11 protein-coding genes are annotated in these 17,447 nt (G+C 56.2%); 2 read left to right on the forward strand and 9 right to left on the reverse strand.

Annotated features, from left to right (window positions below; genetic code table 11):
- Nucleotides 1-143: 143 nt before the first annotated feature.
- Together fbaB and ABGA49_RS05385 are read left to right on the forward strand one after the other, a co-directional pair.
- On the forward strand, nucleotides 144-1,196 hold the full coding sequence (gene fbaB / locus ABGA49_RS05380; protein WP_061494039.1) for a class I fructose-bisphosphate aldolase: 1,053 nt from the start codon (nucleotides 144-146) through the stop codon (nucleotides 1,194-1,196).
- A gap of 234 nt (nucleotides 1,197-1,430) precedes the next feature.
- Entirely contained in the window at nucleotides 1,431-2,585 is a 1,155-nt protein-coding gene (locus ABGA49_RS05385) for a mandelate racemase family protein (protein ID WP_347665232.1), read from the forward strand.
- A gap of 52 nt (nucleotides 2,586-2,637) precedes the next feature.
- Here ABGA49_RS05385 and yegS read toward each other — a convergent pair whose 3' ends face one another.
- From yegS to ABGA49_RS05430, 9 genes are all read right to left on the reverse strand, one after another.
- Entirely contained in the window at nucleotides 2,638-3,537 is a 900-nt protein-coding gene (gene yegS / locus ABGA49_RS05390) for a lipid kinase YegS (protein WP_061494041.1), read from the reverse strand.
- A gap of 267 nt (nucleotides 3,538-3,804) precedes the next feature.
- Nucleotides 3,805-5,163: a tRNA 5-hydroxyuridine modification protein YegQ gene (gene yegQ, locus ABGA49_RS05395; RefSeq protein ID WP_061494042.1), complete on the reverse strand. Its 1,359-nt coding sequence runs from the start codon at nucleotides 5,161-5,163 to the stop codon at nucleotides 3,805-3,807.
- A gap of 118 nt (nucleotides 5,164-5,281) precedes the next feature.
- Nucleotides 5,282-6,022: a tetratricopeptide repeat protein gene (locus ABGA49_RS05400; protein ID WP_347665326.1), complete on the reverse strand. Its 741-nt coding sequence runs from the start codon at nucleotides 6,020-6,022 to the stop codon at nucleotides 5,282-5,284.
- 301 nt (nucleotides 6,023-6,323) lie between these two features.
- A complete protein-coding gene (baeR, locus tag ABGA49_RS05405) occupies nucleotides 6,324-7,046 on the reverse strand; it encodes a two-component system response regulator BaeR (protein WP_061494044.1) in 723 nt (240 codons plus the stop codon).
- Entirely contained in the window at nucleotides 7,043-8,551 is a 1,509-nt protein-coding gene (gene baeS, locus ABGA49_RS05410; RefSeq protein WP_347665233.1) for a two-component system sensor histidine kinase BaeS, read from the reverse strand. Before baeS ends, baeR begins: the two co-directional genes overlap by 4 nt.
- Complete coding sequence (locus tag ABGA49_RS05415) at nucleotides 8,548-9,963, reverse strand: MFS transporter (RefSeq protein ID WP_061494046.1); 1,416 nt, start codon at nucleotides 9,961-9,963, stop codon at nucleotides 8,548-8,550. Before ABGA49_RS05415 ends, baeS begins: the two co-directional genes overlap by 4 nt.
- Complete coding sequence (gene mdtC, locus ABGA49_RS05420) at nucleotides 9,960-13,037, reverse strand: multidrug efflux RND transporter permease subunit MdtC (RefSeq protein ID WP_347665234.1); 3,078 nt, start codon at nucleotides 13,035-13,037, stop codon at nucleotides 9,960-9,962. Before mdtC ends, ABGA49_RS05415 begins: the two co-directional genes overlap by 4 nt.
- Complete coding sequence (locus tag ABGA49_RS05425) at nucleotides 13,038-16,160, reverse strand: MdtB/MuxB family multidrug efflux RND transporter permease subunit (RefSeq protein WP_347665235.1); 3,123 nt, start codon at nucleotides 16,158-16,160, stop codon at nucleotides 13,038-13,040. It lies immediately after the preceding gene.
- Nucleotides 16,160-17,407 carry an MdtA/MuxA family multidrug efflux RND transporter periplasmic adaptor subunit gene (locus ABGA49_RS05430; protein ID WP_061494049.1) on the reverse strand — a complete coding sequence of 416 codons (1,248 nt, stop codon included), beginning with the start codon at nucleotides 17,405-17,407 and terminating at the stop codon, nucleotides 16,160-16,162. Before ABGA49_RS05430 ends, ABGA49_RS05425 begins: the two co-directional genes overlap by 1 nt.
- Between the last annotated feature and the right edge of the window lie 40 nt (nucleotides 17,408-17,447).

Consider the following 17,447-nt stretch of genomic DNA (forward strand, 5'->3'; position numbering starts at 1 on the left):
ACGAAACGTGCCAGCAGATTATGCTGAAAAAAAGCGTCGTCGGTGGAAAATTGCGCGTATGAGGGCCAGGATTATCTCTGCCCGGCGAAAGTCGGGTAAGGACAATCCATTTCGCCTTGCGCGAAGTTTACGGGAGCATAGCTATGACTGATATCGTGCAGCTACTTGGCAAAGACGCCGACAGCCTTCTGCAACACCGTTGTATGACCATCCCCGCCGACCAGCTCTATCTGCCAGGAAACGATTATGTTGATCGCGTGATGGTGGACAACAACCGTCCGCCTGCGGTGTTGCGTAATATGCAGACGCTTTATAATCATGGGCGTCTGGCCGGAACCGGGTATCTGTCGATTTTGCCGGTAGACCAGGGGATCGAACACTCAGCAGGCGCCTCGTTCGCGGCGAACCCGCTCTATTTCGATCCGAAAAACATCGTTGAGCTGGCGATCGAAGCGGGCTGTAACTGCGTCGCCTCCACCTACGGCGTGCTGGCTTCTGTCTCCCGTCGTTATGCACACCGTATCCCTTTCCTGGTGAAACTTAACCACAACGAAACCCTGAGCTATCCCACGGAATATGACCAGACGCTGTACGCCAGTGTGGAACAGGCGTTCAACATGGGTGCCGTGGCGGTTGGGGCGACCATCTATTTTGGTTCGCAGGAGTCTCGCCGGCAGATTGAAGAGATCTCGGCGGCGTTTGAGCGCGCCCATGAGTTGGGAATGGTCACCGTATTGTGGGCTTACCTGCGCAACTCCGCGTTCAAAAAAGAGGGCGTGGATTACCATGTGTCCGCGGACTTAACCGGTCAGGCGAACCATATTGCCGCGACCATCGGCGCGGATATCGTGAAGCAGAAAATGGCGGAAAACAATGGCGGCTATAAAGCGGTGAACTTCGGTTACACCGATGAGCGTGTCTACAGCAAGCTGACCAGTGATAACCCCATTGACCTGGTGCGTTACCAACTGGCGAACTGCTATATGGGCCGCGCCGGGCTGATTAACTCCGGTGGCGCAGCGGGAGGCGATACCGATCTCAGCGATGCCGTGCGCACTGCGGTTATTAATAAACGCGCCGGTGGTATGGGACTGATCCTTGGGCGCAAAGCCTTCAAGAAAAGCATGACGGACGGCGTGAAGTTGATTAACGCCGTGCAGGATGTCTACCTGGATGACAAAGTAACCATTGCCTGATGACGGTTATCCCCTCTCAATGAGAGGGGATAAAAACGTAAAACTCACTTTCCATTCATTCAAACACCTTTCCCGCTCTTCATCGCGTTTGCGAAACTTTTTGTGAAAACTGTCACGCAGTGTCATGCGCATGCCCAAAAAAAGGCCAATGCATAGCGGAAATTGTCCGAGGATGTGACATATTTTTGTGCATATATTCTGTTATGAAACGGCTTTTCAAAAAAAGGACATGCAATGAAAATAGAATCTGTAAACGTCACCGTTTTTCAGCATCCCACACGACGGGTTTCCGACAGCGCCGGACACTCGCATCCGGGGCCGGAAAGCCAGGCGAAAATGGCGATGCTGACGATTGCCGCAGACGATGGCAGCAAAGGGTATGCGTTTGCGCCGCCGGAAGTGGTGCGTCCCTTTGTGCTTAATGCCTTTTTCCGCAAAGTGATGGTGGGTCAGGATCCGTTTCACCGCGAACGCATCTGGCAGGATTTGGTGCACTGGCAGCGCGGTAGTGCCCATCAATTGACCGAACGTGCGCTGTCGTTCGTTGAACAGGCGCTGTGGGATTTGATGGGCCGCAAACTCAATATGCCGGTGTATAAACTGCTCGGCGGCTACCGCGATAAAGTGCTGGCCTATGGCAGCACCATGTGCGGTGACGAGCTTGAAGGCGGTCTCTCCACCCCGGAAGCGTACGCGGCATTTGCTGAAAAGCTGGTAGCGCGCGGCTACAAAGCCATCAAACTGCACACCTGGATGCCGCCCGTTAAATTCGCGCCTGATCCGAAAATGGACGTGAAAGCCTGCGCCGCGGTGCGCGAAGCGGTCGGGCCGGATATCGATTTAATGATTGATGGTTATCACTGGTACAGCCGTACCGACGCGCTGTACATCGGCAAAGAACTGGAAAAACTCAACTTTGCCTGGTTCGAAGAGCCGATGGCAGAAGAGAGCATGTCGTCGTATGTCTGGCTGGCGGAAAATCTGTCGATTCCGATTATCGGACCGGAAAGCCTGGGCGGTAAGCATCACAGCCGCGCTGATTGGATCAAAGCGGGCGCATGCGACATCCTGCGCGCCGGGGCCAATGGTGTCGGTGGGATCTCGCCCACGCTGAAAGTGGCAAATCTGGCGGAATCGTTCGGCATGGACTGCGAAGTTCACGGCAATGGTGCGGCAAGCCTCGCGGTGATAGGCGCGATCCGTAATTGCCGTTGGTATGAACGCGGTTTGCTGCACCCGTTCCTGGATTACGATCAACCGGCGGCGTATCTCAATTCTCTTATCGACCCGATGGATGAAGAGGGTTTTGTCCATTTGCCGCAGCGTCCGGGGCTCGGCGAAGACATTAATTTTGCGTATATCGAAGCCAATACCCTCAGTCATGACTGATAAAAAATAATAAATGCCCGAGGGTACTGACCCTGCGGCCTGAAAATGCCTGCTAGCGCAATAACGGGCAATCCGGCGGCAACCGGCACTGCAAGGCGCCGGGGAGCACTTCAATGCGGAAATGCTCCCCGCGCAGCGGTTCACCGTCCAGATTAAAAGTCAGTTCATGGGGGGCATTCACCTCAAACCAGGCCGATTTTCCGTCAATAATATGCGGATTATCATCCGGTTGCGTTAATGTCGTGAACAGCGCGGGCAGGAGTTCATCGCCGGTAAAAATACGCAGCTGTAATAACCCATCGTTAATCAGCGCCTGCGGGCAAAGCTGCTGCCCGCCCCCCGCCTGACGGCCATTACCAATGCCAATGACCAGCGCATCTCCCTGCCAGTGAAAATTGTCGCCACGAATTTCGCAACGATCCGCTTTCAGCATATCCATACGCATCAGACCGTGGATCAGATAGGAGACGCTCCCGAGGGCGGCTTTGAGTTTTTCCGGCGTTTCGCTGGTAATGCGGGTGCCAAAGCCACCAGTCGCCATATTGATAAAGCAGGTTTTATCGTTAACCCTGGCGATATCCACCGGCACGGCTTTGCCGATAATCGCCAACTGTAACGCTTTGTCCAGCGCATCCGGAATGGCGGCGCTGGTGGCAAAATCATTGGCGGTGCCGAGCGGTAAAATGCCCAACGCCGGAACATGTTCTCCCGCGCAGTCCACCAGTGCGGTTGCCACTTCGTTAATGGTCCCGTCACCACCACCCGCGATCACCGTTGAGACGCCGAGCTGCTGCGCCTCTTTCACGTAGCGTCCGGCATCACCTTTTTCCCAGGTCACCCGCACCTGAATATCCATACCTTCATTGCGCAGCAGCGTTATCGCTTCGCGCAGCGTTTCGTCACCGGCGCTTTTACCGTTGAGGATCAATAAGCTTGTGGGAATTTCATGCATCCTTTTTCACCCTGGCTGAACAACATCAGCAAAGTGTATGTCAGGAAACGGCGATGCGGAGAAAAAGCGGAAGAATGGAGAAAAAAAATCAGCCTGCGTAAGGGAGATTACACAGGCTAAGGAGGTGGTTCCTGGTACAGCTAGCATTTATGGGTTATGTTTTTCAGCGAGGTGGATGATACCCATATTAACCGCAACGGTATGTGATCCGATTCTAAGAATCTTCTCCTGCAATAAATAACCGTACTTAACTATTCAGGACACCGCTCAGGCGTGCGGATTTCGCGTCGACTGACCATCGAAATTGCGCATCAACAGGGCGTATTCCAGCGCCATATCTTCTGGCACGGGTAGCCAGACGGTATAACCGTCGCCAGGTGCAACGGGCATTGCTTCGCCTTTGGCATTTTCCATCTGTTCCAGCGTGAAGTTAACGTTACCTTGCGGGGTCATCAGCTCCAGGCTATCGCCGACAGAGAACTTATTTTTCACCGCAACTGCGGCGAGATGGCCTTTGCGCTCGCCGGTGAATTCGCCGACAAACTGCTGGCGCTCGGAGACGGAGTACCCATATTCGTAGTTCTGGTAGTCATCATGGGTATGGCGACGCAAAAAACCTTCGGTATAGCCACGGTGCGCCAGGCCTTCCAGCGTTTCCAGCAGTGAGGTGTCGAACGGTTTCCCTGCGGCGGCATCGTCAATGGCTTTGCGATAGACCTGTGCAGTACGGGCGCAGTAGTAGAACGACTTGGTACGCCCTTCGATTTTCAGCGAGTGCACACCCATTTTGGTCAGGCGCTCCACATGGGCAATGGCGCGCAGATCTTTGGAGTTCATGATGTAGGTGCCATGTTCGTCTTCAAAGGCGGTCATATACTCGCCCGGACGTTGCGCTTCCTCAATCATAAACACTTTGTCAGTTGGCGCGCCAACGCCCAGCGTCGGTTCAATGTTCTGCACCGGGATCGGCTCGTGAACATGCACGATATTACCGATGGCGTCTTCTTTGCCTTCCTGCACGTTGTATTCCCAACGGCAGGCATTGGTGCAGGTGCCCTGGTTCGGGTCGCGCTTGTTGATATAACCTGAGAGCAGACAGCGGCCGGAGTAGGCCATGCACAGCGCACCGTGGACGAAAATTTCGATTTCCATTTCCGGCACCTGCGTGCGGATCTCTTCAATTTCTTCCAGCGACAGTTCGCGGGAGAGGATCACGCGCGTCAGCCCCATCTGCTGCCAGAATTTTACCGTCGCCCAGTTCACGGCGTTCGCCTGAACGGAGAGGTGGATCGGCATCTGCGGGAAATGTTCTCGTACCAGCATGATAAGCCCCGGATCGGACATAATCAGCGCATCCGGCCCCATATCCACCACCGGTTTTAAGTCGCGGATGAATGTTTTCAGCTTGGCGTTGTGCGGGGCGATATTCACCACCACGTAAAACTGCTTGCCCAGTGCATGGGCTTCGTTAATGCCTGTTTGCAGGTTTTCGTGGTTGAATTCGTTATTGCGTACCCGCAACGAATAACGCGGCTGGCCAGCATAAACGGCATCCGCGCCGTAAGCGAAAGCGTAACGCATATTTTTCAGCGTTCCCGCCGGGGAAAGGAGTTCCGGTTTAAACATGATGGTCTCATTCTGATGACAGGTCAGATAGCCTCACCGGGGTGAGGCTGCAGGGGGCGTTCCCCTGATTTCAGGGCGGGAATTGTAGCGCCGGGGACGAGGGGAGTAAACCTGCGCGTCAATCCACGCGCAGGTATTTACCGTCGGCGCTGACGTTATGACCAAAACCACAATTCATCGAGTCATCGGCATCGGTTTTTGCATTCACTGTTTGCTTATCTGCCGACAGCGTCAGCGAAATGGTGCAGTGCGCAATATCTTCATCGTCGTGCAGGTTGATGTCGCCTTTATTCTCTTTGAAGGTCACTTTCTCCGAGAATTCACCGATATTTGGCCCGTAATAGAGCCCCATGAGACCGAACGAGTAACCCGCCCAGTCGGCCTGATAGCGGTCATTACCTTCTGCTTTAAGGGTCAGTACTTCCCATTCTCCACGCCCGGCATATTGCCAATATTCGCCAGCGGCGGAAGTCGGTTTTGGCAGCGCGAGTAGCTTGTCCTGAATACGCGAAAGGTTATATTGCGACTTCTGATCGTCCGGCATGATTTGCAGCCAGGCTTGCGCTTTGCGGTATTCACCCTCGCGAATAAACGTCAGCGCCACGTTATTGTAAGCAGTGGCTATCAGTGCTTCATTGGGCTGATTTCCGCCGTATTCACACTGCTCAAGCCACGCGGTTTGCTGAATGAACGCCTCTCTCGCTTTGGCGTAGTTTTTAGCCTGGTAGAATTGATTGCCCTGTTTGGCGTAATCATTAATTTTGGCGCAGTCGGCGTCCATTTGTGCTTCGGTGATCTCCGCCTGGCAACCAAACGCGGCAAACAGTAGCGCCAGCGCGCCGTAACCATATTTTCTCATCATCCCTTACCTTTTGTTGACGACGTTATGAGCAGCCTGACCTGTTGTTATCACGCTTGATAAAACAGCTATTTTCGCGGCTGTCATCATACAGAGGATGTGGGGTTTGTTCGCGGTCAAATACCCTACCAGTAAAGATGGGGAAGTCGGGGGAAGCGACACGGCCAGCCGGTTTGCGGTGGCGTGAGAACGGATGAACGGCAATCGGGCGCAAGGGGAACCGTAGCAAAAGAGGCGCTTACCGCGCTGGCGCGCAAATAAGCGAACGCCGGGCGGTTTCCGCCGCCCGACGCAATCGCGGTTACGCCAGTTTGCAGGCGTCCGCTTCCCAGCGATACCCCACACCATAGACCGCGCGGATGAAAGACTGCTCTTCATCCAGCGCTTCCAGTTTGCGGCGCAGGTTTTTGATATGGCTATCGATAGTACGGTCAGTCACCACGCGGTAGTCATCATACAGATGATTAAGCAGTTGTTCTCGGGAGAAGACTTTACCCGGTTCGCTGGAGAGGGTTTTCAGCAGGCGGAATTCGGCAGGCGTCAGATCCAGCAGTTTGTTGTGCCAGCTTGCCTGGAAACGCCCCTCATCCACAATCAGCGGGCTTTCGTCGTCCATTGCTTGCAGTTCACGCTGCGGCTTGCAGCGGCGCAGAATGGTCTTCACCCGGGCCACCACTTCACGCGGGCTGTACGGTTTGCAGATATAGTCATCCGCGCCAATTTCCAGCCCCAGCAGGCGGTCAATCTCTTCGATTTTCGCTGTCACCATAATGATGGGCACATTGGAGAAACGGCGAATTTCGCGACACAGCGTCAGACCGTCTGTGCCGGGCAGCATCAAATCGAGCAGGATCAAATCCGGTGGCGTCTGGCGAACATAAGGGAGCACCTGGTCGCCGTGATTGACCAGCGCTGGCGCGTAACTTGCGGCCCGCAGGTAATCGATCAACAACTGCCCAAGCTTGGGTTCATCTTCCACGATCAGAATGCGTGGCGTGTTTTCGTCAATGGGTAACTCAGTCATACGTCTCTCGATTTTTCGCGTTCAAGCGGTAATTCAACTGTAATGCTAACCCCGCCGAAAGGCGAGTGCGCGGCATGGATAGCGCCACCGTGCGCTTCCACAATATTCAAACAGATAGCCAGCCCCAGACCAGAGCCGCCACTGGCGCGGTTGCGTGAACCCTCGGTACGATAGAAGCGCTCAAACAGGCGCTTAAGTTGCTCATCGTTCACCCCAGGGGCGCTGTCGGCAAAACGCATCACCAGCTTGCCCTCGTCGATGGTAGCCTGAATGTGTGTACGACCGCCGCCGTCGGTATAGCGCAGGCTGTTTTCCAGCAGGTTATTGAAGAGTTGCATCAGGCGATCGGGATCGCCAAAGACTGTGGCACGCCCCGGTGCTTCAAGCGACAGGGTCAGGTTGCGGTTGGCGAAACGCTCGCGGAATGCGCCTGCTGCAATCTCCAGCAGCGTAATCACATCCACCGGCGTGCGTTGGTACGCCAGTGCGCCTTCATCGGACATGGAAAGTTGGTGCAGGTCGTCCACCAGTTTAGTGAGCGTGCCGACTTCCGCTTGCAGGGAGGCTACCGACTCCGGGGTGAATTGGCGCACGCCGTCTTGTATCGCTTCCAGTTCGCCGCGCAACACTGCCAACGGTGTCCGCAGTTCATGGGAGATGTCAGCCATAAAATCGCGACGCATCTGCTGGTTTTTTTCCAGGGTACTGGCGAGCTGGTTAAAGTCCCGCGCCAGCCGGCCTAATTCGTCATGGCTACCGGGCGTGACCCGGGTGGTGAAATCCCCGGAAGCCAGCTTATGCGTCCCCTCAACCAGCCGTTTGACCGGCGCCAGCAAGCCTCTGGCCAGCGGGAAAGTCGCGATAGCGGCCAGCAAGGTGGCAAGCCCGACAATCAGCCAACTGGTGCGCCGTTGTTGGCGTTCAAAATTAATATCGGTATTGCGCGTCAGGCGTTCAATCGGGGAGGCGATGACCCAACCGACCTGTTGGTTATTCACCACAATGGCCCGACGAGTGCCATCCTCCGGCACCGGTGAACGTGGCCCCACCAGCACCTGAGATTGTTGATCAACCACCCAGAACTTGGTGCGCCAGCCGTGCGGCGGCATGCCTGGCGGTCCACCCGGGGGGCCCGGTTCATGTCCCGACTCACCGTCCGGGTGGGGCGGCATTTCGCGATCCATGTCTGGCCTGTCAGCGTTACGACCCGGACCGCCAGGGCGGTCTTCTTCGTGTTCATTATCTCTTTCGAACGATCGCAGGATCTGAAAAATGACCCGATCGTTATTACGCAAAAACTGCCAACTGCCATTCTGAGCATATTGTTCGGCCAGCGAGTCACTGAGCATCTGCAAACGCTGCTCATTACCGCGTTTGATATAGTCGATAAAGCCGCGTTCGAAGCTGATGCGCACCGCCGAGTGCATGGTGATGAGCAACACAATACAGGTGGTTAAAATGGCCAGAAACAGCTTGGCTGTGATACCCGGCCGCCAGACTGTCATGATTCTCTCCTTTTGCGACGGGCAATGACGACATTCTTGCTGGCATCATCCGGAACGTGGGCAAAGAGTAACGCCGGAAGGGCAATGACCACCGCCATACTGAGGTAAGTGTAAAGGAAAACGTGGTGTGCCACGCCACTGTCCGCAGACAAGTGCTGCGAACCAAATAAGCCCAACAGCAACCCGGCAATGGTCACGCCGATACTCATCGACAATTGCATTACCATCGACAGCAGGCTGTTGCCACTGCTGGCCAGTTCATCCGGCAGATCTTTCAGCGTCAGAGTATTCATGGAGGAGAAACGCATGGAGTTGATCATCCCCTGGCAGAACAGCACCACCGGTAGCATGTAGTACCAGCCCAGCAGAGCGGTGGTCATAAACAGTAAGCTTATCAATGCCAGCCCCAGCGTGGAGCAGACCAGCACCCGGCGGTAACCGAACCGGTTCACTACCTGTACAACAATGCGTTTCATGCCCATGCTGCCCAGTACCATCGGGATCATCATTAACCCGGCGTGAAAAGGCGAAAAACCGAGGCCGATTTGCAAAAATACCGGCGTCATAAAGGGCAGCATGCCGCTACCGACACGCCCGGCGAAACTGCCCGACAACCCGAGCGAAAACGAAGGCGTGCGGAACAACCGCAGGTTAAACAGTGCACCATCGTTGCCTTTCGCATGCAGCAGATAGGTAATCAGCGCTACCGCGCCACCTCCCACCAGCAGGCCCAACATCCACGGTGACAACCCCAGACCTTTATGCCCGTCGAGCGCCAGCGTCAGCGTCGCCATGCCGCAGGCTAACAGCACAAATCCCACCATATCAAAGCGGCGGGTTTGCAGGGTGTAGTTCGGCATCAGGCTCAGAGTGGCGATAGCCCCGACGATCCCCACCGGCAGATTAATCAGGAAGATCCAGTGCCAGGAGGCATACTCCACCAGAATGCCGCCCAGCGCCGGGCCAACCAGCGGGCCAATCTGCCCCGGCAACGTGACAAAGGTCATCGCCGCCATATAGTGATCGCGCGGGACGATTTTCATCACCGTTAGTCTGCCAACCGGCACCATCATCGCGCCGCCAACCCCTTGCAGCACGCGGGCCATCACCAGTTGGTCCAGCGTAGAGGCTTGCGCGCAAAACAGTGAGCCGGTCGTAAACAGTACAATGGCGATAAAAAAGATATTGCGCACGCCCACCCGATCCGCCAGCCAGCCACTGGCCGGCAACATGACGGCTACCGTCAGCACATAGGACACCACCACCATATGCATATGCAGCGGACTCTCCCCCAGACTTTTTGCCATCGAGGGGAGGGCGGTGTTCACAATGGTGGTATCCAGCGACTGCATAAAAAAGCCAAAGGCGACGATCCATAGTTGCCAGCGGATGTTTTTGGGTAGTTCATTCATTCACTAACTGGCTCTCTCTCTTTACGGCTAAAACGCCTGCGCAGACGGTCGAAGAACAGGTAGACCACTGGCGTTGTGTACAGGGTCAGCAACTGGCTCATCACCAGACCGCCCACGATAGTGATACCAAGAGGCTGACGCAATTCAGAACCGTCGCCGCCGGAGATAACCAGCGGCAGCGCGCCAAACAGCGCCGCCAGTGTCGTCATCATGATGGGGCGAAAACGCAACAAACAGGCCTGGAAGATAGCGTCTTCTGCGCTAAGGTTACCCTGACGCTGCGCTTCAAGGGCGAAGTCGACCATCATAATGGCATTTTTCTTCACAATCCCGATCAGCAACATAATGCCGATAAGCGCAATCAGGCTAAAGGGCGCGTTAAACAACTCCAGCGCCAGCAATGCGCCCACGCCCGCCGAAGGCAGCGTTGAGAGAATGGTCAGCGGATGCACGTAGCTTTCGTAGAGGATCCCCAGCACGATATAGACCGTCGCAATCGCTGCCAGAATCAGGATCACCTGCGAGTTCATGGTTTGCTGGAAGATTTGCGCGGTACCGGCAAAACTACCGCGCACGCTTGAAGGCACGCCCAGTTGGGTCATTGCGCGATTGATCGCATCGCTGGCTTCCGATAACGACGACCCGGTCGGCAGGTTAAAAGAGATGGTCGACGCGGCTGACAACCCCTGATGATTCACCGACAGCGGCGCGTTGGCCGGAAGCCAGTGGGCAAAGTAGGAGAGGGGGATCGATTTGCCCTCGCTGTTAATCACATACATTTTATCCAGTGCGCTGATGTCCTGGGTATAACGTGGATCGACTTCCATCACTACTTTGTACTGGTTTAACGGCTGGTAGATAGTCGAAATCTGCCGCTGGCCGAATGCGTCATTCAGCAGGCTATTGGTTTCCTGGACGCTGATCCCGAGACGCGACATGGTGGCGCGATCGTAAACCAGGTTCATCTCTGCACCGTTATCCTGTTGATCGGAGTTGACGTCTGCCAGTTGCGGCAGGGCGGCAAGGGCTTTACGGATCTTCGGCTCCCACTCACGCAGGGCACTGAGATCATCTGACAGCAGCGAGTACTGGTAACTGGCGTTCGCCTGCCGACCGCCAACGCGAATGTCTTGCACAGCCACGAGAAACAGACTGGCACCGGGTTCTTTTGCCAGTTTGCCGCGCAGGCGGTCAATCACCTGCTGGGCGGTTTCATGACGTACTCCACGGGGTTTCAGCGTAATAAACATCATGCCGCTGTTCACCCGCGAGCCGCCGGTAAAGCCGGTGACATTATCCACGGCCGGGTCGTCGCGGATGATTTTCATAAAATCCTGCAACTTAATACGCATTGCCTGGAAGGAGATGCTCTGGTCCGCCTGGATACCCCCCATCAGCACGCCGGTGTCCTGCTCCGGGAAAAAGGTTTTGGGTATGGTGATGTACATCCAGATATTTAGCGCGATGGTGGCCAGCAGCACTACGCCGACGAGGCGGGCATGGTTAAGCACCCATTTTAGCGAGCGCGCATACTGCTGTTGCAGCGCAATTAACAGGCGGCCCACACCCCGTTCGCGGGTACGCTCGCGGGGTTTATGGCTCTTCAGCAGCCAGCCGCACATCATCGGCGTTAATGTCAGGGAGATGGCCAGCGAAATGCCGATCGCCACGGAGAGCGTGACGGCGAACTCCCGCAACAGACGACCGGGTAAACCGGCCATCAGCAACAATGGCATGAATACGGCCACCAGCGAGACACTCATGGAGAGAACAGTAAAGCCCACCTCCCGGGTGCCCTGAAGCGCAGCCTGGAGCGGTTTTGTTCCCGCTTCAAGGTGCCGCGAGATATTCTCCAGCACCACAATCGCATCATCCACCACAAAACCGGTGGCAATAGTCAGCGCCATCAGCGACAGGTTATTGAGGCTAAATCCGCACAGATACATGGCAGCAAATGTGCCGATCAGCGAAACCGGCACGGCCACCGCCGGGATCAGCGTCGCTCTGCCGGAGCGTAGGAACAGGAACACCACCAGGATCACCAGTGCTACAGAGATCACTAAGGTCTGCTCTACTTCCGCCAGCGAAGCGCGGATAGTGGGGGATCGATCCTGGGCGATTTGTAAATCAATGGCCGCCGGAATGGTCTTTTGCAAATCGGGTAAACGGGCGCGAATGCTGTCGACGGTGTCGATGATATTGGCTTCCGGTAGTTTGCGGATCATCAGCAATATTGCCGGTTTGGCATTGGTCATCCCGGCGTTGCGAACATCCTGCACCGAGTCTTTGACTGTTGCGACATCGCTTAAACGCACGGCTGAGCCGTTTTTATAATGAATGATCAATGGTCGGTATTCGGCGGCGGTTTTCAACGCATCATTGGTTTGCACCTGCCAGCGCTGCGCGGAATCTTCCACCGCACCTTGCGGTCGTCGCACGTTGGCGTTGCTGATGGCGGTGCGAACGGAATCCAGCGATACGCCCTGGTTAAACAGCGCCTGCGGGTTCAACCCGATGCGCACCGCAGGCAAGGAACTCCCGCCAACGTCGACATCACCGACCCCCTGAATCTGCGCGATGGTTTGCGCCAGCTGTGTGGAGGCAAAATCGTACAGTTCGCCCTGCGAATAGGTGTCCGACGTCAGCGTCAGGATCATAATCGGCGCAGCAGAGGGGTTGGCCTTGCGATAGGTCGGTCGGCTTGGCATACCGCTTGGCAGCAAACTTTGCGCTGCATTTATCGCCGCTTGTACATCGCGTGCGGCACCGTTGATATCGCGGTCGAAGTTAAACTCCAGAATAATGCGCGTACTGCCCAGCGAACTGGTAGAGGTCATTTCGCTCACCCCGGCAATGCGCCCGAGTGAGCGTTCCAGCGGGGTAGCGACCGATGAGGCCATGGTTTCCGGCGATGCGCCGGGCAGCGATGCGCTGACCATAATGACCGGAAAATCCACCTGCGGCAGCGGGGCGACCGGCAACAACCGGAAGCCAAGTATGCCGCACAGGGTGATGGCCAGCGAGATAAGGATCGTTGCCACCGGACGGTAAATGAAGAGGGCGAAGAACTTCACTTACGCTTCCTCCTCACGCCGGGGGAAACGCTGTTTTGTCCACAATGCCAGTCGGTCAAACAGCAGGTAGATAACCGGCGTGGTGAACAATGTCAGCACCTGGCTGACCATCAATCCACCGACCATGCCAATGCCTAACGGGCGGCGCAACTCTGCGCCCACACCCGCGCTCAGCATCAAGGGCAGCGCACCCAGCAGTGCGGCGAGTGTGGTCATCAGAATCGGGCGAAAACGCAGCAGACAGGCCTGGAAAATGGCATCACGCGGCGACATCCCCTCTTCGCGTTCGGCGGCGAGGGCAAAATCGATCATCATGATGGCGTTTTTCTTCACAATACCGATCAACAGGATGATGCCGATAATGGCAATCACATCCAGCTCGCTCCCGGAAATCAGCAGCGCCAGCAATGCGCCCACGCCTGCCGTGGGCAGCGTCGACAGAATGGTGATGGGATGAATAAAGCTTTCATACAGCACGCCGAGCACGATATACATCGCCACCACTGCGGCAATAATCAGCCAGACAGTACTGCCGAGTGCAGCCTGGAACGCCAGCGTACTTCCCTGGAACTGCGTGGTGATAGACGTAGGGAAGTTGAGCGTTTTTTCACTCTCCATCACCGCTTGCACCGCATCTCCCAGCGAATAACCGCCCGCGACGTTAAAGGAGATGGTCGTGGAGGGGAATTGATCCAGGTGGTTGATACTCAGCGGGGCATAGCGCTGCTCGACTTTTGCAATCGACAAGAGGGGGACTACACCGCCATCGGTACTGGTGAGGCGTATGTTATCCAGTGCCGACAGACCAGGGGTTTGCGCGGTATCGTGTTCCAGCACCACGCGATACTGATTCGCCTGGGTGTAAATGGTCGAAATAAGACGCTGACCAAACGCGTTATACAGCGCATTGTCCACATCCGACATGGTGATGCCCAGGCGGCTGGCGCTGTCGCGGTCAACATTCACATATGCCACTAACCCTTTGTCCTGCCAGTCGCTGCTGACATCAGATAGCTGCGGCAACGCCTCCAGTTTGCTGACCAGTTGCGGTACCCAGGTGCTGAGAGCATCCAGCGAGTTTGCCTGTAGCGTGAACTGATATTGCGTGCGGCTAACCTGCGTGTCGATGGTCAAATCCTGGATCGGTTGCAGGTAAAGCGACACGCCGGGTACTCGGGCGACGGCCTGTTGCAACCGTTCAATCACAGGCTGGACGCGGTCGTCACGCTCATCCAGCGGCTTGAGGTTGATTTGCAGACGCGCGCTGTTCAATGAAGGGTTAGTCCCATCGACGCCAACAAACGAGGTCAGGCTTTCCACCGCCGGATCGCGCAAAATAACATCTGCCACCTGGCGCTGGCGTTCCGCCATGCTGGCAAAGGAGGTCGACTGCGGTGCTTGTAAGGTTCCCTGGATGATGCCGTTATCCTGCACCGGGAAGAAACCTTTCGGGATTACTATCCACAGCATAACGGACAGCAGCAACGTACCGATTGCCACACTCAGTGTCAGCCACGGGTGGTTAAGCACGTTGTTCAACAAACGCCCGTAACCAGCGATCACGCGCTCAAAAAAACGTTCGGATGCACGCGAAAAGCGGTTCTGTTTACGCAGTGACTCGGCGCTCAGCATGCGGGCGCACATCATGGGCGTCAGCGTCAAAGAGACGATGGCGGAGATCAGGATTGCTATCGCCAGCGTAACGGCGAACTCCCGGAACAGGCGACCAACGATATCGCCCATAAACAGCAACGGGATCAGCACCGCAATCAGTGAAAAAGTGAGGGAGATAATAGTAAAGCCGATTTCACCCGCCCCTTTCAGCGCGGCGGCCAGCGGTTTTTCACCTTTTTCGATATAGCGAGAGATGTTCTCAATCACCACGATGGCATCGTCCACCACAAACCCCGTGGCGATGGTCAGCGCCATCAGCGTCAGGTTATTGATGGAGAAATCGAGAAACACCATCGCGGCAAACGTGCCGACCAGCGACAGCGGAACGGCGACACCGGGAATAATGGTGGCGGGAATATTTCGCAGGAACAGATAGATGATCATCACCACCAACGCAATTGCCAGCATCAGTTCAAACTGCGTATCGCTCACCGACGCGCGGATGTTGGTCGTGCGGTCAGAGAGCACCTTGACGGTCACCGATTTCGGCAGGCTTTCGGTCAGTTGTGGCAACAGTGTGCGGATGCTATCTGCGGTATTAATGATGTTGGCACCCGGCTGACGCTGGACGTTCATCACAATCGCCTGTTGTTTATTGGACCATGCGCCGAGCCAGCTATTTTCTGCGCCTTGTTCAACGGTCGCGATGTCACCCAGGCGGATTGGCGCACCGTTCTGGTAGGCAATGATCAACTGGCGATACTCTTGCGCCGACTGCATCTGATCGTTGGCGGAAAGCGTGACTGCCCGGGCCGGGCCGTCCAGGCTGCCTTTCGCCGAGTTGACGTTCGCATTGCTGATAGCGGTACGGATGGTTTCGCTGGTCAACCCAAGTGCCGCAACCGCTTGTGCATTGAGTTTAACGCGTACAGCCGGACGCTGACCGCCTGACAGCGTCACCAGACCGACGCCAGACACCTGAGAAATTTTTTGAGCCACCCGGGTTTCCACCATGTCTTCCACCTGGGTCATCGGCATCGCGGAAGAGGTGACCGCCAGCGTCATAATTGGCGGATCCGCCGGGTTCACTTTGCTGTACACCGGTGGGTTAGGTAAGTCCGATGGCAGCAGACTGTTGGCGGCATTGATCGCCGCCTGCACTTCCTGCTCGGCCACATCCAGCGGTAGGGTTAACTGGAATTGCAACGTCACTACTGACGCACCGCCTGAGCTCTGCGAGGCCATCTGTTTCAGGCCGGACATCTGGCCGAACTGGCGCTCAAGCGGGGCGGTGACCGCCGACGTCATCACATCCGGGCTGGCACCCGGATAGAGGGTGACAACCTGAATGGTGGGGTAATCCACCTCCGGTAAGGCGGAAACCGGCAGAAAGCGATAGCCGATGATACCGGCAAGCAGGATCGCTACCATCAGCAGCGTGGTGGCGACGGGACGCATAATAAACAGGCGGGAAGGGCCGCCTGTTCTGCCTGGCGGGAGCAGTTGCATCAGGACTGCGCTCCTTTTGCCGGATGTTCACGTTTTGCCGGCATCTCCTGGGCGCTTTTTGCCTCTACCACTTCGACTTTGGCCCCTTCGGTCAGGCGGTCGATACCGTCAGTGACCACGCGATCCCCGGCGGATAACCCGGCGGCAATGACCACCTTCTGGCTGTCCTGAATACCCGGTGTGACAATGTGTTTGCTGACCTGATTTTTGTCATTCAGCACCCAGACGAAGTTACCTTCATTACCCATTTGCAGGGCGGCGGTAGGGATCACCACAGCATTCTGCTCGGTGGCGACCAGCATCCGGGCGTTGACGAATTGATTCGGGAACAGCGCGTCATCCTGATTGTTAAAACGCGCTTTAAGCTTGATGGTGCCGGTAGTGGTATCAATCTGGTTATCCAGACTGAGTAGCGCGCCGGTGCTCAGCTTCTGCTTGTTGGTGCGATCCCAGGCTTCGACAGCCAGCGATTGTCCGGCTTTTTGCGCCTGTACCACGGTGGCGATATCGCTTTCCGGCAGCGTGAAGACGAGATCTATCGGGTGCGTTTGCGTCAACACAACAATACCGGTGGTGTCGCTACTGGTGATCTGGTTGCCGATATCCACCTGTTTTAAACCAACGCGACCGGAGATGGGCGCGGTAATGCGGCTCCAGTCGAGCTGAAGTTGCGCACTGGCAACAGACGCTTCATCGGCTTTTACCGTTCCTTCGGACTCGCTAACCAGCGCTTGCTGCGCATCCAGATCCTGGCGGGAGACGAGGCTGGTTTTCACCAGTTGTTGGTAACGGGCGAGATCGCGACGGGCATTCGCCAGCGTGGCTTTATCTTTCGCCAGTTGGCCCTGCGCCTGCGCCAGCGCGACCTTGAATTCACTCGGGTCGATTTCCGCCAGCAGATCGCCCGCTTTCACCTGCTGACCTTCCTGAAAGTGAAGGGCCAGCAACTGACCACTGACGCGGCTGCGCACCGTTACGGTGTTCACTGCGGTGATGGTGCCAAGACCTGTAAGATAACGCGGCACGGATTGTGTCGTCGCGACGGCGGCCTGAACGGGCGGCAATGCCCCACCACGCATACCGTGACGCCCGCCGCTCGGGCCGCCGGTAGTCGATCCCCGTGAAGCGGTTTGCCCGGTTGCAGTGGAAGAGGTGTCTTTATGACTGAAGTGATACCAGGCGGCGCCGATTGCCGCGATGACCACGGCCGCGACAATTGCGCGGCGAAACGTAACACTGCCATTCATCGTAATGCGTATCTCATCCTGAAAGCCGTTGCCGGAATAA

The organism is Kosakonia sp. WA-90 (assembly GCF_039871955.1).
GTDB lineage: Bacteria > Pseudomonadota > Gammaproteobacteria > Enterobacterales > Enterobacteriaceae > Kosakonia > Kosakonia oryzendophytica.